Source organism: Micromonospora alfalfae (assembly GCF_022230925.1).
Taxonomy (GTDB): domain Bacteria; phylum Actinomycetota; class Actinomycetes; order Mycobacteriales; family Micromonosporaceae; genus Micromonospora; species Micromonospora alfalfae.
The window spans coordinates 278792-298459 of record NZ_JAKKFH010000045.1 but is presented as its reverse complement, the minus strand read 5'-3'; the positions used below and the strand labels follow the sequence as shown (position 1 = coordinate 298459).

The 19668-nt window shown below is 71.8% G+C and carries 22 protein-coding genes; 10 read left to right on the top strand and 12 right to left on the bottom strand.

The features are described 5' to 3' along the window. Nucleotides 1-81: 81 nt before the first annotated feature. The 6 genes from MED01_RS30370 to ligD form a co-directional block, all read right to left on the bottom strand. Nucleotides 82-246, bottom strand: coding sequence for a hypothetical protein (locus tag MED01_RS30370; RefSeq protein WP_238671888.1), 165 nt, complete (start codon nt 244-246; stop codon nt 82-84). Further along, nucleotides 243-458 (bottom strand): helix-turn-helix domain-containing protein, encoded by a 216-nt coding sequence (locus MED01_RS30365; RefSeq protein WP_238671887.1) that lies wholly within the window; start codon nt 456-458, stop codon nt 243-245. Before MED01_RS30365 ends, MED01_RS30370 begins: the two co-directional genes overlap by 4 nt. Continuing rightward, nucleotides 458-892: a DUF2975 domain-containing protein gene (locus MED01_RS30360; RefSeq protein WP_238671886.1), complete on the bottom strand. Its 435-nt coding sequence runs from the start codon at nt 890-892 to the stop codon at nt 458-460. The genes MED01_RS30365 and MED01_RS30360 overlap by 1 nt, the downstream gene beginning before the upstream one ends. A gap of 98 nt (nt 893-990) precedes the next feature. Continuing rightward, nucleotides 991-1593 (bottom strand): YdeI/OmpD-associated family protein, encoded by a 603-nt coding sequence (locus MED01_RS30355; protein WP_238671885.1) that lies wholly within the window; start codon nt 1591-1593, stop codon nt 991-993. A gap of 229 nt (nt 1594-1822) precedes the next feature. After that, complete coding sequence (locus MED01_RS30350; protein WP_238671884.1) at nt 1823-3073, bottom strand: HNH endonuclease signature motif containing protein; 1251 nt, start codon at nt 3071-3073, stop codon at nt 1823-1825. 292 nt (nt 3074-3365) lie between these two features. Then, a complete protein-coding gene (ligD, locus tag MED01_RS30345) occupies nt 3366-4403 on the bottom strand; it encodes a non-homologous end-joining DNA ligase (RefSeq protein ID WP_238671883.1) in 1038 nt (345 codons plus the stop codon). A 47-nt stretch (nt 4404-4450) separates the two neighbouring features. On the opposite strand from ligD, the gene msrB reads away from it, so the two are divergent. Beyond that, the gene (gene msrB, locus MED01_RS30340; RefSeq protein ID WP_030336225.1) at nt 4451-4855 is read left to right on the top strand and encodes a peptide-methionine (R)-S-oxide reductase MsrB; all 405 of its coding nucleotides are present in this window, start codon (nt 4451-4453) and stop codon (nt 4853-4855) included. A gap of 29 nt (nt 4856-4884) precedes the next feature. Here msrB and MED01_RS30335 read toward each other — a convergent pair whose 3' ends face one another. The 3 genes from MED01_RS30335 to MED01_RS30325 all read right to left on the bottom strand — a co-directional run bounded on the left by MED01_RS30335 (nt 4885) and on the right by MED01_RS30325 (nt 6696). Next, on the bottom strand, nt 4885-5508 hold the full coding sequence (locus MED01_RS30335) for a DUF305 domain-containing protein (RefSeq protein WP_238671882.1): 624 nt from the start codon (nt 5506-5508) through the stop codon (nt 4885-4887). Nucleotides 5509-5571: 63 nt separating this feature from the next. Then, nucleotides 5572-6312, bottom strand: coding sequence for a lytic polysaccharide monooxygenase (locus MED01_RS30330; RefSeq protein WP_238671881.1), 741 nt, complete (start codon nt 6310-6312; stop codon nt 5572-5574). A gap of 105 nt (nt 6313-6417) precedes the next feature. After that, nucleotides 6418-6696 (bottom strand): isoamylase early set domain-containing protein, encoded by a 279-nt coding sequence (locus MED01_RS30325; protein ID WP_238671880.1) that lies wholly within the window; start codon nt 6694-6696, stop codon nt 6418-6420. Nucleotides 6697-6853: 157 nt separating this feature from the next. On the opposite strand from MED01_RS30325, the gene MED01_RS30320 reads away from it, so the two are divergent. The 4 genes from MED01_RS30320 (at nt 6854) to MED01_RS30305 (ending at nt 9466) form a co-directional block, all read left to right on the top strand. Beyond that, on the top strand, nt 6854-7114 hold the full coding sequence (locus MED01_RS30320) for a metallothionein (RefSeq protein ID WP_091400670.1): 261 nt from the start codon (nt 6854-6856) through the stop codon (nt 7112-7114). Nucleotides 7115-7189: 75 nt separating this feature from the next. Next, nucleotides 7190-7645 carry a GNAT family N-acetyltransferase gene (locus MED01_RS30315; protein WP_238671879.1) on the top strand — a complete coding sequence of 152 codons (456 nt, stop codon included), beginning with the start codon at nt 7190-7192 and terminating at the stop codon, nt 7643-7645. A 118-nt stretch (nt 7646-7763) separates the two neighbouring features. Continuing rightward, nucleotides 7764-8894, top strand: a complete 1131-nt coding sequence (locus tag MED01_RS30310) for a lytic polysaccharide monooxygenase auxiliary activity family 9 protein (RefSeq protein WP_238671878.1) — start codon at nt 7764-7766, stop codon at nt 8892-8894. A gap of 92 nt (nt 8895-8986) precedes the next feature. After that, nucleotides 8987-9466, top strand: a complete 480-nt coding sequence (locus MED01_RS30305; RefSeq protein WP_238671877.1) for a GNAT family N-acetyltransferase — start codon at nt 8987-8989, stop codon at nt 9464-9466. A 163-nt stretch (nt 9467-9629) separates the two neighbouring features. Here MED01_RS30305 and hemQ read toward each other — a convergent pair whose 3' ends face one another. Genes hemQ through hemE form a run of 3 tightly spaced genes read right to left on the bottom strand, consistent with a single transcriptional unit; the run spans nt 9630 to nt 12895 of the window. After that, on the bottom strand, nt 9630-10331 hold the full coding sequence (hemQ, locus tag MED01_RS30300) for a hydrogen peroxide-dependent heme synthase (protein ID WP_238671876.1): 702 nt from the start codon (nt 10329-10331) through the stop codon (nt 9630-9632). Next, complete coding sequence (hemG, locus tag MED01_RS30295) at nt 10328-11737, bottom strand: protoporphyrinogen oxidase (RefSeq protein ID WP_238671875.1); 1410 nt, start codon at nt 11735-11737, stop codon at nt 10328-10330. The genes hemQ and hemG overlap by 4 nt, the downstream gene beginning before the upstream one ends. A gap of 6 nt (nt 11738-11743) precedes the next feature. Continuing rightward, a complete protein-coding gene (gene hemE, locus MED01_RS30290; RefSeq protein WP_238671874.1) occupies nt 11744-12895 on the bottom strand; it encodes a uroporphyrinogen decarboxylase in 1152 nt (383 codons plus the stop codon). A 149-nt stretch (nt 12896-13044) separates the two neighbouring features. Here hemE and MED01_RS30285 point away from each other — a divergent pair, with 149 nt between their 5' ends. From MED01_RS30285 to MED01_RS30265, 5 genes are all read left to right on the top strand, one after another. Next, a complete protein-coding gene (locus MED01_RS30285) occupies nt 13045-13617 on the top strand; it encodes a DUF3000 domain-containing protein (RefSeq protein ID WP_238671873.1) in 573 nt (190 codons plus the stop codon). 95 nt (nt 13618-13712) lie between these two features. Continuing rightward, entirely contained in the window at nt 13713-15041 is a 1329-nt protein-coding gene (locus MED01_RS30280; RefSeq protein ID WP_238671872.1) for a ribonuclease D, read from the top strand. Between the two features lie 277 nt (nt 15042-15318). Beyond that, nucleotides 15319-16515, top strand: a complete 1197-nt coding sequence (locus MED01_RS30275) for a thiolase family protein (RefSeq protein ID WP_238671871.1) — start codon at nt 15319-15321, stop codon at nt 16513-16515. Then, nucleotides 16512-18572 carry a 3-hydroxyacyl-CoA dehydrogenase NAD-binding domain-containing protein gene (locus MED01_RS30270; protein WP_238671870.1) on the top strand — a complete coding sequence of 687 codons (2061 nt, stop codon included), beginning with the start codon at nt 16512-16514 and terminating at the stop codon, nt 18570-18572. The genes MED01_RS30275 and MED01_RS30270 overlap by 4 nt, the downstream gene beginning before the upstream one ends. Before the next feature lie 170 nt (nt 18573-18742). After that, nucleotides 18743-19624 carry a hypothetical protein gene (locus MED01_RS30265; protein ID WP_238671869.1) on the top strand — a complete coding sequence of 294 codons (882 nt, stop codon included), beginning with the start codon at nt 18743-18745 and terminating at the stop codon, nt 19622-19624. Nucleotides 19625-19668: the final 44 nt, after the last annotated feature.

The window sequence follows — 19668 nt, the reverse complement described above, 5'->3', positions numbered from 1 at the left end:
CCTACCGGGAAAGGTTCGCGCCCGTTACATGATCGTTATTGCGGGAGGGGTCAGCTCAGGCCGGCCAGCGCGCCTGAGCGGCTAACTGCCGCCTCGGATGTTGCGGATGCCGAACACCACCGCGCCGAGTACGAGCACGACGCCGAGGAGTTGGAGACCCGGCGAGTCGTCGGCCTCGCCGTGCACGATTCCGGCGACGCCGAGGGCGACCACGAGAACGGCGGCGACGGTCAGGACGTACTTCATCCGGTTTCCTCCTCGACCCACTCCAGCAGGTCTCCGGGTTGGCAGTCGAGCACTCGGCACATCGCTTCGAGGGTGCTGAAGCGGACCGCCTTGGCGCGGCCGTTCTTCAGCACCGCCACGTTGGCGGGGGTGAGCCCGACGCGCTCGGCGAACTCGCCGACGCTCATCTTGCGCTTGGCCAACTCCACGTCGATGCGGACGACGATGGGCATCAGATCACCGCTTCCATGTCGGTCCGCAGGGTGGTGGCCTGCCGCAACAGCGCCCGCATCACCACCATGAGAAGCCCCAGCACGCTGACACCCACCGTCAGCAGGAACAGCAGCAGCGGCAGCCCCGGGTCGTCGGCGTTGAACCCCACGTAGAGGAAGACACCCACGAGCACCAACCACGCGGCGGCGATGGCCCAGACGATCGCGTCCACCCACTTCAGGGACGCTTCGGTGAAGATGCGGTCGCTCTTGACCAGGCTGAGCAACTTCCAGGTCGCGACGATGACGATCTGGACGCACAGCACCCAGAACACCGCCACGACCGTTGCCGGCCACCTGAGGTAGGCGTCCTGCGGCGATTCCTGGGCCATGTGGGCGAACTGCCCGGGCAGGGAGAAGGTCTGAAACAGGACCAGGACCCCGAACAGCACCACGAGGAAAACTCTGAGAGCGGCAACCGCTCGATGCTCTGTAACCATGCATCGAGTTTCGCTCGTTACCTATCGAAAGTCAATCGACTGCTTCAGGCCTCTCACGACGACGTCGGCTTCGCCTTCTGGGGATAGAACGTCTCGTGCCGGGCCAGCATGGCGACGAATTCGCCGATCTTGCGCTCGCGGGTCTCCGCCCGCTTGACGGCGTTGAGGCGATGGATGAGAGCGAACCGGTTGGCCTTGGTGAGCACGTCGAGCATGGCCTGGGCGGCGGGCTCGGCGGCGATGGCGGCGAGCAGATCGGCCGGCACCTCCGCCTCCGACGGCGGGGCGTAGGCGGCCGCCCACCGCCCGTCCGCCTTCGCGGCATCCACAGCGGCGTGGCCCGCCGGGAGCATGCGCCCCTGCTCCTCCAGCCGAGCCACGTTGGCGACGTTGCGTTGGGACCACGAACTGCGGGACCGGCGTGGGGTGAACCGGATCCAGGAGGACTCCTCATCCCGCTTCCGGGCCTGCCCGTCGATCCAGCCGACGCACAGGGCCTCGTCGACCGCCTGTTGCCAGGTCACCGTGGTGACGGTGCCGCCCTTCCTGGTCAGGGCGAGCCACACGCCGGGCGACGTGGCGTGGTTTGCCGACAACCACGCGCGTAGGGCGTCGGCGTCCGCGACGACCAACTCATCCAGCTCGGCGCTCGTCATGCACGCAAGCTATCCGCCGGGTCCGACAGCCGGTGACCACCGTGGGACTCGATCAACGCCGTCGGCGGCAGCGACCGCGCGGTCGTAGAACTCGTCTGGTCGCACCGCCATGCGGCAGAGACTGGCACGACAAGATCCACCTGATCGACTGATCGACTGATCGACTGATCGACTGATCGACTGACTGACGGCTGCGGCTGCAGCGGCGGCGGCGGCGGCGAAACGCGCCCTACGCTCGTCGGTGGTAGTGGTTGCGGCGCGGAACCTGCTCGGGGTCGAGCCAGGCCGGCGGCACGAACTCCGGATGGTCGTCGTCGCCGAGCCGGACCACCCAGTCGGCCTGGTGGACGTGCCGGTGGTGGTGGCCGCAGAGCAGCACCGCGTTGTCGAGGCTGGTCGGGCCGCCGTCGGCCCAGTGCCGGATGTGGTGGGCGGCGCACCATCGCGGCGGCCGGTCGCAGCCGGGGAAGGCGCAGCCGCCGTCGCGCAACACCAGCGCCCGCCGCAACGGCCCGGTGATCAGGCGGCGTTGCCGGCCCACGTCGAGCACCTGGCCGGCGCCGCCGAGCACTGCGGGCAGGATGGCGGCGTCGCAGGCAAGCCGGCGAACCGCGTCCGGGGTGAGCCGCAGGCCGATGTCGAGGGCACCGGCACCCAACTGCCGCGCCAGCCCGTCGTGGTCGGTGGTGACGACGATCTGGGCCGGGTCGCCACCGTTCTCGGGCAGTTCACCGGTACGCAGCGCCAGCCGGCACACGTCGGCGAGAGCGTCGTGGCGGCGCTGGCCGGCACAACGGGTGTCGTCCGGCCCGGCGGGTGCGCTCAGCGGGTCGATGACGGCACGCAAGAGTGCCGCGGCCTCCGCGTCGAGGGTGCCGCTGAGCCGTAACCGCCCGCCGGTCTGCTCGGAGATGGTGACGTGCCGATCGCGGGAGGCCCGGGCGGCCTCGGCGGCCAGGGCCGCCGCAGCGGCGGCGTCGGCGAGGTCGGGAGCGACGTGATCGAGGATCCGGGTGCCCATCCGGCGCAGCAGGGTGGGGTCGAATTGCGCCGCCCACCCGACCAGCACACCGACTGCCTTGTCGGCCACCTCGACGCCCGCCGACGCCGTCACAGTGGCGGCCGTGTCGGCGACGACCCGGGCCTGCTCCACGCTGACCGCCCCGCTCGCCAGGGCGTCGCGTACGCCGGGCGGGGCCACGTCGAGCGAGGCGGCGAGACCGACCAGCCGACGGGCGGCGGAGACGTCGAGTCGCAGGCGGTGACGCAACCACACCGTCGTCGAGGAGGCGCCCTGCGCGAGCGCGGTGCCTCGACCGTCCAGTTCACGGACCACCGCCAACTGCGCTGCCGCCAGCCGTTGCTGTAGCCGGTGGGTGGTGTCGAGCGCCGCGATCAGATCGCGCTCGGAGAGGGCCCAGGCCGGGGCGTCGACGCAGGCCGCCACCGCACTCTCCGCCCGCACCAACTCATCGATCACGAGCAAAGCCTAGAACAGGTGTACGACAATTCCGGTCGCGCCGGACCACCCGTTAAAGGGCTTCGTCAACCCTCAGCCAGCCCCGGCCGGCGCTCCCGAATCCACGCCATTACGTCCGACCTCCGCCAGAGCTTTCCCATCGCCAGCACGGCGACCGGCTCCGGGAAGTTCCGCTGATTGGCGATCACGGCCGACCTGCTCAAGCTCAACCCCGACCCAGCACCCGACCCACGGGCGCTGTTCGACAGGTTTCTGGCGTCGACGGCTCAGCCGAGGCCATGACAGCAGGGGGTCAGGCGCTGTCGTCGTCCGGGGTGCGCTTGGCACGGCTCGGCTGCACCCGTTTGGGTTCGCCGGGCATCTTCGGGTGGTCCGGCGGGTACGGCAGGTCGCCCTGGCCGGCTGCGGCGTCCCGCTCGGCCCACTCCAGCAGCGGGGTGATGTCCCACGGCGCGTCGTCGATGCCGGCGTGCGGATCACCTCGTTCGGCGAGCCGGGCTGGCACGGTGCGCAGGTCGAAGTCGTCCGGGTCGACGTCGGGTAGCTCGTCCCAGGTGACCGGGGTCGAGACGGTGGCCCGCGCGTTGGCCCGCAGCGAGTACGCGCAGGCGATGGTGCGGTCGCGCGCCATCTGGTTGAAGTCGACGAAGACCCGGGTGCCGCGCTCCTCCTTCCACCAGGCGGTGGTGACCAGGTCGGGGTTGCGGCGCTCCACCTCCCGGGCCAGCGCGATGGTGGCCCGGCGCACCTCGGTGAACGTCCAGCGGGGTTGGATGCGCAGGTAGACGTGCACGCCCCGGCCGCCGGAGGTCTTCGGCCAGCCGGTCGCGCCCAGCTCGTCGAGGAGCGCGCGGACCTCGCCGGCGGCCCGCGCGGCGTCGGCGAAGTCGGTGCCGGGTTGCGGGTCCAGGTCGATTCGCAGCTCGTCGGGGCGGTCGACGTCGGCGGCCCGCACGGGCCACGGGTGGAAGACGATGGTGCCCATCTGCGCCGCCCAGGCCACGTGCGCCAGATCGGCCGGGCAGAGCTCCGCCGCGGTCCGCCCGCTCGGGAAGGTGATCTGCGCGGTCGTCACCCACTGTGGCACCCCCCGGGTGGGCACCCGCTTCTGGAAGAACGCCTCGCCGTCGACGCCCTCGGGGAAGCGTTGGAGGGTGGTCGGCCGGTCCCGCAGGGCACGCATGATCCCGTCGCCGACCGCGAGGTAGTAGTGGAAGACGTCCGCCTTGGTGAACCCCCGCTGCGGGAAGATCACCCGATCCGGACTGCTCAGCCGTACGCTGTGCCCGGCCACCTCGACCTCGGTGACCGCTGCCTTGGTGCCCGCCATCTCGCGACCATATGCCACGCCCCCGACGTTCGACGTACCGTTGGGTGGTGAGTCTTGACGACAACGAGCTGCCCCGTACCGACGAAGAGTGGCGGGTCCGACTGACCCCCGAGGAGTTCCACGTTCTACGGGAGGCCGGCACCGAACGCCCGTGGACGGGCGAGTACGTGGACACGAAGACCCAGGGGGTCTACCACTGTCGCGCCTGCGGGTTGGAGCTGTTCTCCAGCGACACGAAGTTCGACTCGCACTGCGGCTGGCCGAGCTTCGACGACGCCATCCCGGGCCGGGTCAAGGAGATCGAGGACCGCAGCCTCGGCATGGCCCGTACGGAGATCCGCTGCGCCCGCTGCGACAGTCACCTCGGGCACGTCTTCCACGGCGAGGGCTTCACCCCGAAGGACACCCGGCACTGCGTCAACTCGGTCTCCATCAAGCTGGAACCCCGCTGACCAAAGCGCCGGTCAGGGCGTGACTGCGCTCACTGCGTACCCCTGAGCAGCTTGACCTCGGCGGTCCGGGACTGCTCGATCCGCCGGGCCAGGTCGCGGACCTGCTCGTTGCGGCCGACGCCGACGTGGGATCGGGCCAGGTCGGCGGCCGATCGCTGGTGGTCGGCGAGCACGTCGCGCAGCACGCGGTCGACGTCGGCGTCCGGCGCGGTCCGCAGCCGGTCGAGCGCGGCGTCGTCGCCGTGTCCGTCGTGGTGGTGTGCTGCCGCGCTGGCGCCCGGCCCGGTCGTGGGCAACCAGCCGCGCATGGCGGCCAGTTCGTCGGCCTCGGTCGCCTCGACGGCGGCGGCCAGGGTGCGCAGCGCGTCGTCGCGCACCCGGTCCCGTGCCAGCCGGACGATCTGGAGGGTGCGTTCGCTGTGCCCGACCATGGTGCTCAGGAACACCACGTCGATCCCGCTCATCGCGTCCGCCTCGATCGAGGGCCCGGCACTCGCGGACCCGACGCCCGCGTCCCCGGCCGCGGTCGATCCGGCCGGGGAGGCGGGGGCCGGCTGCGGCAGGGCCGGCGGGCTCGACGTGGGCGGTCCGGCGCAGGCTCCGGTGAGCAGCAGAGCCGCGACGAGGGACACCAGCGGGGTACGGCGGGGCATGCCGGTTGCTCCGTTCACGCGAGAGCGGCGACACGGGTGCGACCAGGGGCCGCACCCGTGCGGTCAGACCTGGAGCCAGAGCGCCGGTACGTTCGGCGGCTCCCAGCCCGGGATCGCGGTGTGCGCCTGCCGGCAGCGGTACGTCGCTCCGCCGTAGGTGACCTGGTCGCCGACCTGGTAGGCCCGGCCCGTCGTCCAACTGCCGCCCGGCGCTGGCGGAGTGGTCGGAGTCGCGGTCGGGGTGGGCCGTGGGGTGGGTGAGGTGGTGGGGGTGGGTGTCGGGTTCGACCCTCCGCCGCCGATCTGCACGTCAATGCAGGAGTAGAAGGCGTTCGCCGTGTCGGAGATGTTCCACACCGCGAGGATCTTCTGCCGGCCGGAGAAGCCGCCGAGATTGACGTTGTGCGACACAGTGGCGCCCGGCTGCTGGCCGTTGCCGTTCACCACGCCGACCCGGGTGTTGCCGATCCAGTACTCCCAGTTGCTGGTGGCGTGCCGGGCGGTGTTCACCCAGGTGAAGGTCAGTGAGCTGCCCACCGAGGTGGCCGGCCAGCCCCGACTGTCGTCGTTGAGGACGGCGAACTGGGCGATTCCGGCATTGCAGCTGCGCAGGCCCTTGGGCCCTTCGACGCTCTGCGGCTCGTACTTGATCTGCCCGCAGTCGGGCACCCGGCCCTGCGCGCAGAGCGCCTGCCTGCTCGGTGGGGCGGAGACGTAGCCGTGCGCCTGCGCGGGGGCGGCGACGGTGAGGGTGGCGGCGACGGCGCCCGCCGCCACCAGCGGGATGGTGATTCTTCGACGCATCGGGGCAGCTCCTTCTCCAGGTGCGGTGAGGTGCCCCTCAAAGTAATTTAAACATTGTTAACAGTAAAGACTCTCATCGATAAATACATCGATGGCGGCAGTTTTCTAACCGAGCCGGAGCAGGCTGCCCCGGTCGTCGACCTGGTCGGCCGACTCGTCGTCCAACCAGACGCCGCCGGTGCCGAGGTAACGGAATCGGTGCTCCCCCGGCGGCAGCTTCACCGTCACCGTCCTGGTGCCGTCGCGGCGGGCCACCAGCTCGTGTCGACCAGGCTGCCAGCCGTTGAAGGAGCCGACGACGCTCACCGGGCCGGGCGGGACATCGCGGGGCAGACAGAAGGTGACCCGGGTCTGGTTGCCGAAGAGCCTGTTGCGCTTGATCACGGTGATCCTCCCGGGGGTTACGGCGGTTCACCTGGCACAACGGGCAACACGCCGACGCCGACACGCCGCCGCAGTGGCCAGGCATCGACGTTCCGCCCTCAGGGCGGAGCCGCCTGGGGGATTCTGTAGGCACTTGTCCACTTAACGGAGGTTTTCGGTGGCAACCTGCGAGGTCTGCGGCAACGACTACTGGATGGCGTTCGAGGTGCACACGGTCAGCGGCGACGTGCACACCTTCGACTCGTTCGAGTGCGCGATCCAGCGCATGGCACCGATCTGCGAGCACTGCCAGGTCAAGATCGTCGGGCACGGCGTCGAGGTCAACGGCCGCTTCTTCTGCTGCGCGCACTGCGCCCGCGCCGTCGAGGGCGCGGTGGGCGCCGAGATCCGCGACGCCGTCGGCGCCCGCCCGGCCTGACCGCGCCCGCCCGGCCACCTACCTCGCACCCGACCGGGCGGACCCAGGCGAACACGCCCGACCTACCATCGGTGGGTGCCCCAGCAGACCACCGAACTCCGGACGGCCTCCTTCGCCGACCTGACCGCCCGCACCCTCCACGACCTGCTCAAACTGCGCATCGACGTGTTCGTGGTGGAGCAGAACTGCCCGTACCCGGAGCTGGACGGGCGGGACGTCGAGCCGGGCACCCGGCACATCTGGCTCACCGACGGCGGCGCGCCGCTGGCGTACCTGCGGATTCTGGCCGACCCGGACGGTGTCGCCCGGATCGGCCGGGTCGTGGTCGCCCCGGCGGCGCGCGGCGGCGGACACGCCGGCCGACTGATGACGGCGGCGCTGGAGGTGGTGGGCAACCGGCAGTGCGTGCTGGAGGCCCAGTCGCACCTGGTCGCGTTCTACTCCCGGCACGGCTTCGCGGTCAGCGGCCCCGAGTACGTCGAGGACGGCATCCCGCACACGCCGATGCGACGCGAGGCCATTGACGGCTGACGATCGAACTGGCATGGTGCCGGGTAGCGCCATCGCGGGAGCCAGCGATCAGGCACGGGAGTGGGCAACTCCCGACGATCCGGGTGTCGACGTCCGACCTCATCCCCCCGGGGGCTCCATGTTCACTCTCACCCGATCACGACGTGCGCTCTGGCTGTTCGCCGTCGCGGCGACCGCCACGCTCCTGTCGGCGACCGCACTGACCACCATCCTGGCCAAGCCCGCCTCCGCGCATGGTTCGGTCGTCGACCCGGCCTCGCGCAACTACAGCTGCTGGCAACGCTGGGGCGGTGACTTCCAGAACCCTCGGATGGCCACCGAGGACCCGATGTGCTGGCAGGCCTGGCAGGCCGACCCGGCCGCCATGTGGAACTGGAACGGCCTGTTCCGCGAGGGTGTCGGGGGCAACCACCAGGCCGCCGTCCCCGACGGCCAACTGTGCAGCGGCGGACGCACCCAGAGCCCTCGTTACAACGCACTGGACACCGTCGGCGCCTGGAAGACCACAGCGGTGTCGAACAACTTCCGGCTGCGCTTCTTCGACCAGGCCAGTCACGGCGCCGACTACATCCGGGTGTACGTGACCAAGCAGGGCTTCAACTCCGCCACCCAACCGCTCGGCTGGGGGAACCTTGAGCTGGCGGGCCAGATCGGCAACACCCCGGCCTCGCAGTGGGACCAGGACACCGGTGGTGTCTCGATCCAGATCCCGGTCAGCGCGCCGGGACGCACCGGACGGCACATCGTCTACACCGTCTGGCAGGCCAGCCACTTCGACCAGTCGTACTACCTGTGCAGCGACGTCGACTTCGGCGGCGGATCGACGACCCCGCCGCCCACCACGCCCCCGCCGACGACCCCGCCGCCCACCACCCCGCCGCCCACCACCCCGCCGCCCACCACCCCGCCGCCGACCACGCCCCCGCCGACCACGCCCCCGCCGGCCGGTGCCTGCACCGCGACGTACCAGGTGACCGGTCAGTGGTCCGGTGGCTTCCAGGCCGAGGTGAAGGTGACCGCCGGCGGTTCACCGACCCGGGGCTGGTCGGTGAGCTGGAACTACAACAACGGCCAGCAGGTCACCTCGTCGTGGAACGCGACGGTCGGCGCCAACGGCACGCTTGTCACCGCACGTAACGCGAACCACAACGGCACCCTTGCCGCCGGAGCGAGCACCACGTTCGGTTTCCTCGGCTCGTGGAACGGCAGCAACCCGGTTCCGCTGGTCTCCTGTACGACGACCAGTTGATCCCCGTCCGGCGCCGCACCCGGGCGGGGGTGCGGCGCCGGCCGGTGGGAAATGCGGTGGTGCCCGCCAGTCCGTCCGGGCACCATCCCCGCATGATCGAGATCAGGGTGCTCACCCCCGACGACTGGCCGACCTGGCGTGAACTGCGGCTGGCCGCCCTCACCGAGGCACCGGGGGCGTTCGGCTCCCGGCTCGCCGACTGGCAGGGCGACGGCGACCGCGAGCAACGCTGGCGCGACCGGCTGAGCATCCCCAACTCACACAACGTGGTGGCCGTCCTGGACGGGCGGCCGGTCGGGATGTCGAGCGGTGTGCCCACACCGGATCCGCTGATGATTGACCTGATCTCGATGTGGGTGCACCCCGACGCCCGCGGCACGGGTGTCGCAGACCGCCTGGTGAACGAGGTGGCGCAGTGGGCCCACGAGCGCGGCGCCACCCGGCTGAGGCTCAACGTCAGGCTCGACAACGCGCGAGGGAAGGCCCTCTACCGCCGCGCCGGCTTCCGGATGACCGACGAGCCGGGCAACCTGACGCCCGACGGCGAACAGGTCATGCTCCGTCCCCTCTAACCCAGCCGCGCCGCACCCCCGCCCCGCCCCTGCCCCACCCTCCCGCGATCTTGCACTTTCGGTCGCCCAATCGCGGCTTATGCCCTTTTCGCCGGGACAGAAACCGCAAGATCGGCGAGGGCGGGGCGGGGGCGGGGCGAGGGGCGGGGCCGGGGTGGGCGGGTCAGACCAGGCAGTTGACGATCTCGGCTACCGAACGGCGGCGGCCGGTGTAGAACGGGACCTCTTCGCGGACGTGCCGGCGGGCGCCGGAGGCGCGCAGGTCCCGCATCAGGTCGACGATCCGGTGCAGTTCGTCGGCCTCGAAGGCGAGCATCCACTCGTAGTCGCCGAGCGCGAACGAGGCGACCGTGTTGGCCCGCACGTCCGGGTAGCCGCGGGCCAACTTGCCGTGCTCGGCCAGCATCTCGCGCCGCTCGGCGTCGGGCAGCAGGTACCACTCGTAGGAGCGGACGAACGGGTACACACAGATGTAGGGGCGAGCCTCCTCACCGGCCAGGAACGCCGGGATGTGACTCTTGTTGAACTCCGCCGGCCGGTGCAGCGCCATCTGCGACCACACCGGGGTCAGCGCCCGCCCCAGCGTGGTGCGGCGCAACCGCAGGTAAGCGTCCTGGAGCGCGTCGGGGGACGCGGAGTGCCACCAGATCATCACGTCCGCGTCGGCGCGCAGCCCGGAGACGTCGTACACGCCCCGGACCACCACGTCCTTACCGGCCAACTCCTCGAAGAGGGACTCGACCTCACCGGTGACGTTGTCCCGCAGCGACGGCAGCGGGGCGCTGGCCCGGAACACCGACCACATGGTGTAGCGGATGCTGTCGTTCAGCTCCCGCAACCGGGCCGCGTTGGTCTGCTCGGTCATCTCGCCGATCCTCCCAGTGCTGTGATGATCTCCTCGGCCGCCGTCTCGCCGGAGCGGACGCAGACCGGGATGCCGACGCCGTCGTAACCGGCGCCGGCCAGGACCACTGTGGGGTGCGCTGCCCGCAGCGCCGCCCGCGCGGCGGCGAGCCGGTCGGCGTGCCCCGGCGTGTACTGCGGCAGCGCACCGCCCCACCGCTGCACGTGCCCGTCGACCGGGGCGGGCAACGGGGTGCCGAGCACCGCCGACAGCTCCCGGTGCACGGTGGCCGCCAGGTCCGCGTCGGGGCGCTGAAGGTGCGCCTCCTCGCCGTAGCGGCCCACCGAGGCGCGCACCAGTGCCAACCCGTCCGGCTTGCGCAGGTGCCCCCACTTGGTGGTGAAGAAGGTCGCCGCCTTGATCAGCAGGCCCTCGGTGCTGGGCACCAGGAAGCCGGACAGCTCGGGCAGTCGCGGTTGCGGCAACGCCATGGTGACCAGCGCGACGCTCGCGTAGTCCAGCGCGCCGACGCCCGCCGCCACCGCCGGCGCGGGGCCGGCGAGCAGCCGCGCCGCCGGTCGCGCCGGCACCGCCAGCACCACCGCGTCCACGTCGACCAGTACAGGGTCACGGGTCGGGCCGACGGTGAGCCGCCAACCCGTGTCGGTCGCTGTCAACTCGCGCACTGCGGCGTTTCGCCGCACCGTCGCGCCGCTGGCCGTCACCGCCGCCTCGACCAGGGTGCTCAGCCCACCGGCGAGGGTCCCGAAGACCGGGGCGCCGGGCGCACGCGGCGCGGCGGCCTGGGCGGCCCGGACCGCACCGACCAGTGTGTGCTCCACCCGGGCCGCACGGGCCAGCGCCGGCATCGTCGTGACCAGGGAAAGATCGTCGGCGCGGCCGGCGTACACGCCGCCCAGCATCGGGTCGACCAGCCGCTCGACCACCTCGTCGCCGAAACGGGACCGGACCAGCGCGCCCACCGAGACGTCAGCGTCCGGCCCGACCAGCGGCCGACCGCCGTCGGTGTCGGCGTCCGCGGCCGGGCGGGCGACAGTGGCCACCCGATCCAGATCCCCGGGTACGCCCACCAGGGTGCCGCCCGGGATGGGGCGCAGCCCTCCGTCGATGACCAACGCGGCCTGCCCCACAGTGGGGTGCACGATCTTCTCGGCCAGCCCGAGCCGGCGGGCCAACGCCACCGCCGCGCTCTCGGCGCCGGTCGGGTCGCGCATCAGGAACGACTCCGCGCCGAACTCCACCGGCTGACCAGCCAGCTCCCCGGTGCGGAGCTTCCCGCCCAGCACGCCGGACTGCTCGTACACGGTGATCTCGGTGCCGGCCGGTGCGCTGTCGCGCAGGCGGACCGCGGCGGCCAGACCGGCGATCCCGCCGCCGACCACCGCCACCCGCCAGGGCCGCCGCATTCCCGGTCAGCCCTGGTCGGCTCGGCGGCTGGACAGCTCGTGCACCAGCGCGACCACCCGGGTCAACACCTCCGGGTCGGTCTCCGGCAGCACCCCGTGGCCGAGGTTGAACACGTGCCCGGGGGCCGCCCGGCCCTGCTCCAGGATGCGGCGCACCTCGGCCTCGACGACCGGCCACGGCGCGAGCAGCACGCACGGGTCCAGGTTGCCCTGTACCGCCTTGTCCGCGCCGATCCGGCCGGTGGCCACGTCCAGCGGCGTACGCCAGTCGACACCGACCACGTCGGCCCCGGCCTCGCCCATCGCGCCGAGCAGCTCGGCGGTGCCCACCCCGAAGTGGATCCGGGGCACCCCGGCGTACGACCGCTCCGGCTCGGCGCGTCTGTCGCCGCGCCCCGACCCGGAGCAGTCGTCGGCCAACCCGCTCAGCACTGTGGTGGAGTGCGGCAGCACGAAACGGCGGTAGTCGGCCTCGGAGAGCGCGCCGGCCCACGAGTCGAACAGCTGCACGGCGGAGACGCCGGCCTCGATCTGCACCCGCAGGAAGGCCAGCGTCACCTCGGCCAGTCGGGCGCAGAGCGCGTGCCACAGCTCCGGATCGCCGTACATCAGGGCCTTGGTCTTCGCGTGGGTGCGCGACGGCCCGCCCTCGACCAGGTAGCTGGCCAGCGTGAAGGGCGCACCGGCGAAACCGATCAGCGGGGTGTCCCCGAGCTCGATCACCAACTGCCGGACTGCCTCGTCCACGTACGAGACGTCGTCGCGGGTGATCAGGCGGATCCGCTCCACGTCGGCGGCGGTGCGGATCGGCTCGGCGACCACCGGGCCGGTGCCCGGCACGATGTCCAGGTCGACTCCGGCCGCGGCGACGGGCACCACGATGTCGCTGAACAGGATCGCCGCGTCCACGCCGTGGCGGCGCACCGGCTGGAGGGTGATCTCGGTGACCAGCTCCGGGCGCCGGCAGGACTCCAGCATCGGCACGCTCGCCCGGATCTCCCGGTACTCCGGGAGGGAGCGGCCGGCCTGGCGCATGAACCAGACCGGGGTGTGCGGGACGGGCCGACGTCGGCAGGCCCGGATGAAGGGCGAGTCGGCCGGTCCGCCGGGGCGGGATTCTCCGTCTCGGGCGACAGTGCCCGTGGTGTCCGTGGTCATCGCCGCAATCGTGCCACGCCCGCCACCCCCGACAGGGTGGGGGTGAGAGGAAGGGCACCGTTCCTTACCGCGGCGTCGAAGCGAGGGCCCCTCGGTGAGCGTCGGCGCGCCGTCGAAGCGGGGGGCGGGCGTCGGCATAGGCTGCCGACATGGCCCCCCCGATCGCGCTCCCGGAGACGTTCGCCCGAGCGGTCGCCGGGCTGCGGTCGGCCGCCCCCCGGCCGGAGATCACCCTGGAGGAGGTCGGCGCCCCCCAGCGGCTGGCCCCGTACGCGTTCGCGCTCGCCGCGACAGTGCTGCGCGACGACGACGAGGTCGCGACCGGCCGGCTGATCCTGCTGCACAACCCGATCGGGCACGAGGCGTGGCAGGGCACCCTGCGGCTGGTCACCTACGTGACCGCCGAGTTGGAGGTCGATCTGGCCGCCGACCCGCTGCTGCCAGGGGTCGGCTGGACGTGGCTGACCGACGCGTTGGACACCCAGGACGCCGGCCACCGGGCGATCGGCGGAACGGTGACGCAGACCATGTCGACCCGGTTCGGCGATCTCGCCGGCCCGCCGACCATCGGTGACATCGAGATCCGCGCGTCCTGGACGCCGATCGACGACGACCTGACCCCACACCTGCTCGGCTGGTGCGCGTTGCTCGCCTCCACCGCCGGTCTCCCCCCACCCGGCGTCACCGCCCTCTCCGACCGCCGGCCGGCCGGCGCAGCCTGACGTTCGGCCCTCGGGAGGACACTTTGCGGACACCTGATCGACACACGCCGGACCGGCTGCACCCGCCGGATCTCCGCGCGCACTAGGGTTGGCAGGTGACCGACGAACCACCCCTGCGCCGTCGGCCCACCGAAGAACTTCCGGGAAACGCACCCCAGCACCCGCCGTCGGCCCAGCCGCAGCCGGCGGGCGAGGGGGCCGACCCGGCCGACGGTGGGCCCGTTCCGCTGATCGCCCCGCGTGACGGCACCCCCGATCCGGTGGCCGCCCCGGCCGAGCTTGCCGAGGTCGTGGCCCGCTTCGCAGCGGGCACCGGCCCGGTCGCCCTGGACGCCGAACGCGCTTCCGGCTACCGCTACAGCCAGCGCGCGTACCTGGTGCAACTTCGCCGGGCCGGTGCGGGCACGGCGCTGATCGACCCGCTGCCCCTGCCCGACCTCAGCGCGCTGGACGCGGTGATCGGTGAGGCCGAGTGGGTCCTCCACGCGGCCAGCCAGGATCTGCCCTGCCTGGCCGAGGTGGGGTTGCGTCCACGCCGACTGTTCGACACCGAGCTGGCGGCTCGGCTGGCCGGGTTCGAACGCGTCGGGCTGGCCGCGCTCACCGAGCAGCTGCTCGGGTTCACACTGGAGAAGCACCACTCGGCGGCCGACTGGTCGAGCCGACCGCTGCCCGAGTCGTGGTTGACGTACGCCGCCCTCGACGTGGAGCTGCTCACCGACCTGCGCGACGCTCTGGACGCCGAGTTGACCCGGCAGGGCAAGTCGGCCTGGGCCGCTGAGGAGTTCGCCGCGCTGGTCCGCACCGGGGCACGCCCGCCCCGGGTTCGGGCGGAGCCGTGGCGGCGCACCTCGGGCATCCACCGGCTGCGGGGGGCGCGGGCCCAGGCCCGGGTCCGCTCGATGTGGTACGCGCGGGACCAGATCGCGGCCCGACGGGACGCCGCTCCCGGTCGGGTGCTGCCCGACTCGGCGATCATCGCCGCGGCCGAGCTGGACCCGAAGGACGAGAAGACCCTGCTGACCCTGCCCGGCTTCGGTGGTCGGTCGGTCCGTCGGCTGGCCCGCACCTGGCTCGCCGCGCTCGACGACGCCCGGCAGCTGCCGGAGGGTTCCCTGCCGGTCTCGCCGGCGGTGGAGGGCCCGCCTCCGCCGCACCGATGGGCTGAGCGGGACCCGGTGGCGGCCGGTCGACTGGCCCGCTGCCGGGAGGTCGTGATCCGCATCGCCGGTGAGCACAACCTTCCGCCGGAAAACCTGATCACTCCGGATTCGGTCCGCCGGCTGGCCTGGACCCCGCCGGAGGAGATCACCGAGGAGGCGGTGGCGGAGACCCTCCGCGGCCTCAACGCCCGCGAGTGGCAGATCGGCCTCCTCACCCCCGACCTGACCGAAGCCCTGACCCCAAAAACCCCACCCCCCTAACCCACCCCACCCCCACCCCACCTCCACCCCACCCCCACCCACTGCGGTTGATCATGAAGTTGTTGCCATCCAGACCGGCGTGTCCCGACAACAACTTCATGATCGACGAGGGCTGGCGGATCGGGGTGGTGTGGGGTGGGCCACAGGCGGGGGTGGGGACGGGGTTGGTTACTGGCGAGTAGCATCCGAGGGAAACGTGCCCGTGTCGGCGACCCTTGTTCCGGTCCGGCGTGCCGCCCGGCGCGAAGGCCGAATCACGGTCGAATAGGAGGCTCAAGTGCCCCGTGAAGTTCGCGACGTCGTCTTCGTCGACGGCGTCCGCACCCCGTTCGGCAAGGCGGCTAGCATGTACGCCAACACCCGCGCCGACGACCTGGTGATCCGCTGCATCCGGGAACTGCTGCGTCGCAACCCGAAGCTGCCCCCGGAGCGGGTCGAGGAGGTCGCCATCGCGGCCACCACCCAGATCGGCGACCAGGGCCTCACCATCGGCCGCACCGCCGCCCTGCTGGCCGGGCTGCCCAAGACCGTCCCCGGCTTCGCCATCGACCGGATGTGCGCGGGTGCGATGACAGCGGTCACCACGGTGGCCAGCGGCATCGCCATGGGCGCGTACGACATCGCCATCGCCGGTGGCGTCGAGCACATGGGCCGCCACCCGATGGGTGAGGGCGTCGACCCCAACCCGCGCATCATCGCGGAGAAGCTGGTCGACCCGTCCGCGCTGGTGATGGGCGCCACCGCGGAGAACCTGCACGACCTGGTCCCGCACATCACCAAGGCACGCACCGACGCGTTCGCGCTCGCCTCGCAGCAGAAGACCGCCAAGGCGTACGCCAACGGCAAGCTCCAGGACGACCTGGTGTCGATGTCGATCCGCGACGCGGAGGGCGGCTGGGGCCTGGCAACTGTCGACGAGGCCCCGCGGGACACCTCGTTGGAGAAGCTCGGCACCCTGAAGACCCCTTTCCGCCCGCACGGCAAGGTCACCGCGGGCAACGCGGCCGGCCTGAACGACGGTGCCACCGCGAGTCTGCTGGCCGACGAGGCCACCGCCCGCGAGCTGGGCCTGCCGGTCGCCATGCGGCTGGTGTCGTTCGGCTTCGTCGGAGTCGAGCCGGAGGTGATGGGCGTCGGCCCGATCCCGTCGACGGAGAAGGCGCTGCGCCTCGCCGGGCTCAGCATCGACGACATCGGCCTGTTCGAGCTGAACGAGGCGTTCGCCGTGCAGGTGCTCGCCTTCCTGGACCACTTCGGCATCGCCGACGACGACGCGCGGGTCAACCCGTGGGGCGGCGCTATCGCCATCGGTCACCCGCTGGCCTCCTCCGGCGTGCGGCTGATGACGCAGCTCGCCCGCCAGTTCGCCGAGCACCCCGAGGTCCGGTACGGCCTCACGGCGATGTGCATCGGCATCGGCATGGGCGGCACTGTCATCTGGGAGAACCCGCACTGGGAGGGTGGCAACAAGTGAAGGCACCGAACGAGGTCGTCACCCGGGCGCTCCTGCGCCAGGTGAACGTGCCGGGGCTGGACCGGCCCGCCGCCCTGATCACGCTGGACAACGGCTTCGACCACACCAAGCCGAACACCTTCGGCCCGGGTGGGTTGGCCAGCCTGGACGAGGCGATCACCGCCGCGCTCGCCGCCGACCCGGCGTTCATCGCGGTCACCGGCAAGCCGTACATCTTCTGCGTGGGCGCGGACATCGTCGGCCTGCCGCAGCTCGCCGATCGCGCGCAGGCGCTGGAGATCGGCCGGCTCGGCCACCGGGTCTTCGCCCGGCTCAAGGACAGCAGCGTCCCCACCTTCGCGTTCGTCAATGGCGCGGCGATGGGCGGTGGCCTGGAGCTGGCGCTGCACTGCCACTACCGGACGCTCTCCGGCGGCGCGGCAGCCCTCGCGCTGCCTGAGGTCTCCCTCGGTCTGGTGCCCGGCTGGGGCGGCACCCAGTTGCTGCCGAACCTGATCGGCATCCCCGCGGCGACCCAGGTGATCATCCAGAACCCGCTGATGCAGAACAAGATGCTCAAGCCGAAGCAGGCTGCCGAGCTGGGCATCGCGGACATCCTGCTGGAGCCGGCGGACTTCCTGGAGCGGTCCCTGGAGTGGGCTGCCGGCGTGGTCCGGGGTCAGGTCACCGTGACCCGACCCGCCGTCGACAAGGACATGTGGGCGGGCGTGCTCTACTTCGCCCGGGAGACGCTGAACCAGCGGCTGCACGGCGCGGTCCCGGCCGCGTACAAGGCGCTCGACCTGCTGGAGACGGCGAAGGACGGCGACTTCGCCGCCGGCACCGCCGCCGAGGACGAGGCCCTCGCCGACCTGGTCTTCTCCGAGGAGCTGCGCAGCGGCCTGTACGCGTTCGACCTGGTGCAGCGGCGGGCCAAGCGCCCGGCCGGCGCACCGGACAAGGGCCTGGCTCGCACGATCACCAAGGTCGGCATCGTCGGCGCGGGTCTGATGGCCAGCCAGCTGGCGCTGCTGTTCGCCCGCCGCCTCCAGGTGCCGGTGGTGATGACCGACCTCGACCAGTCCCGGGTGGACAAGGGCGTCGGCTACGTGCACACCCAGATCGAGAAGGCCGTCACCAAGGGCCGGATGGACAAGGGCACCGCCGCCAAGCTGTACGGCCTGGTCAGCGGCACTGTCGACAAGAGCGCCTTCGCGGACGCGGACTTCGTCATCGAGGCGGTCTTCGAGGACCTGGGCGTCAAGAAGCAGGTCTGGGCCGAGTTGGAGAAGATCGTCTCTCCGGAGGCGGTACTCGCCACCAACACCAGCTCGCTGTCGATCACCGAGATGGCCGCCGAGTTGGAGCACCCGGAGCGGGTGGTCGGTTTCCACTTCTTCAACCCGGTGGCGGTGCTGCCGCTGCTGGAGATCGTCCGGGGCGAGCGCACCGACGACGTCACCCTGGCGACCGCGTTCGCAGTGGGCAAGCAGCTCAAGAAGTCGAGCGTGCTGGTCAAGGACGCTCCGGCGTTCGTGGTGAACCGGCTGCTCACCCGCTTCCTGGGCACCGTCTTCGCCGCCGTCGACGCGGGCACTCCGCTGGACGTGGCGAACAGCGCACTGGACCCGCTGGGCCTGCCGATGCGCCCGCTGGCCCTGCTCCAGTTGGTCGGGCCGGCCGTTGCGTACCACGTGGGCGGCACCCTGCACGCCGCGTATCCGGACCGGTTCGGGGTCAGCGAGAACCTCAAGCGGATCGCCGACTCCGGGCGGCCGATCGTGGTCGACGACCAGGTCAACGAGGAGGTCGCCAAGCTGCTCGTGGTCGGTGACCAGCCGCTGACCGCCGAGCAGGTACGCCAGAACGCCCTCGACGCGCTCGCGCAGGAGATCCGGCTGATGCTGGACGAGGGCGTGGTCGCCGAGGCGCAGGACATCGACCTGTGCATGATCCTGGGCGCCGGCTGGCCGTTCCACCTGGGCGGCGTCACGCCGTACCTGGACCGGACCGGCACCTCCGAGCGGGTCACCGGCCAGCGGTTCCTGCCGCCCGGTGCGGCGAGCCTGCCGGCCTGACGAGATCGCAGCACCACAGTCGCGGTGGTCGGACCGTCCCTGGTGGACGGACCGGCCACCGCGACCGTTTGTGATCAGAGAACTGCTGGGTGCGGGTTTTCGCGGGTACGACGGGCGCGCCGCGCCGGGTTAGGATCACGCGTTTTGCACCCCCATCTTGGAGCTGACTGATGTCCCAGCCGCCGGCCAATCCCTACGGCCCGCCGCACGATTCCCCCGACCCGTCGCAGCAGCCGGGCCAGCAGCCTGGTGGCTGGCCGCCGCCGCAGCAGCAGGGACAGCCGCAGCAGCCCGCTGGCTACCCACCCGCGCAGCCCAGCTTCCCGCCCGCGCAGCCCAGCTTCCCGCCCGCGCAGCCCAGCTTCCCGCCCGCGCAGCCCAGCTTCCCGCCCGCGCAGCCCGGTTTTCCGCCCGCGCAACCGGGTCAGCCGTACGGTGACCCGAACCTGGCCGGCGGCCCGCCCCCGGCGAAGAAGTCGAACGTCGGCAAGATCGTGCTGATCGTGTTGGCAGTGGTGCTGGTGCTCTGCGTCGGCGGCGCGGCGATCATCTGGTTCGTCGCCAAGGGGCCGGTGAACGACGTGCTCGACGCCAGCAAGACCCGGGTGGTCGCGCCGGCCACCCTCGCCGGCCGGCCGAAGCTGACCAACCCGGAGCTCCAGAGTGCTGCCGAGCAGGCGGTCGCCGGGATGAAGACGGCGGCGGGGAACGAGACGAGCACCATCGCCGCCTTCTACGGCGACCCGACCAAGCAGGACCTCGTCATGATCGCGGGCGTCTCCGGGCTGCTGTCGGACCCGAAGAAGGAGCTCGACGCCTATGTGGACGGCCTGTCCAAGCAGCTGACTGTGGACACGATGACGGCAGTCGACGCCGGTCCGCTCGGCGGCGAGGCGCGCTGCGGCGACGGCAAGGCCGCGACTGTGCCGCTGGGCATCTGCGTCTGGGCCGACCGGGGCAGCCTGGGCATGGTGGTGATGTACTTCAAGTCCGCCGACCAGGCGAAGGCCGAGTTCACCACGATCCGGGGCCAGGTCGAGAAGCAGTCCTGATCGGTGCGCGACAGGGGCCCCGGCCACCCTCGGGTGGTCGGGGC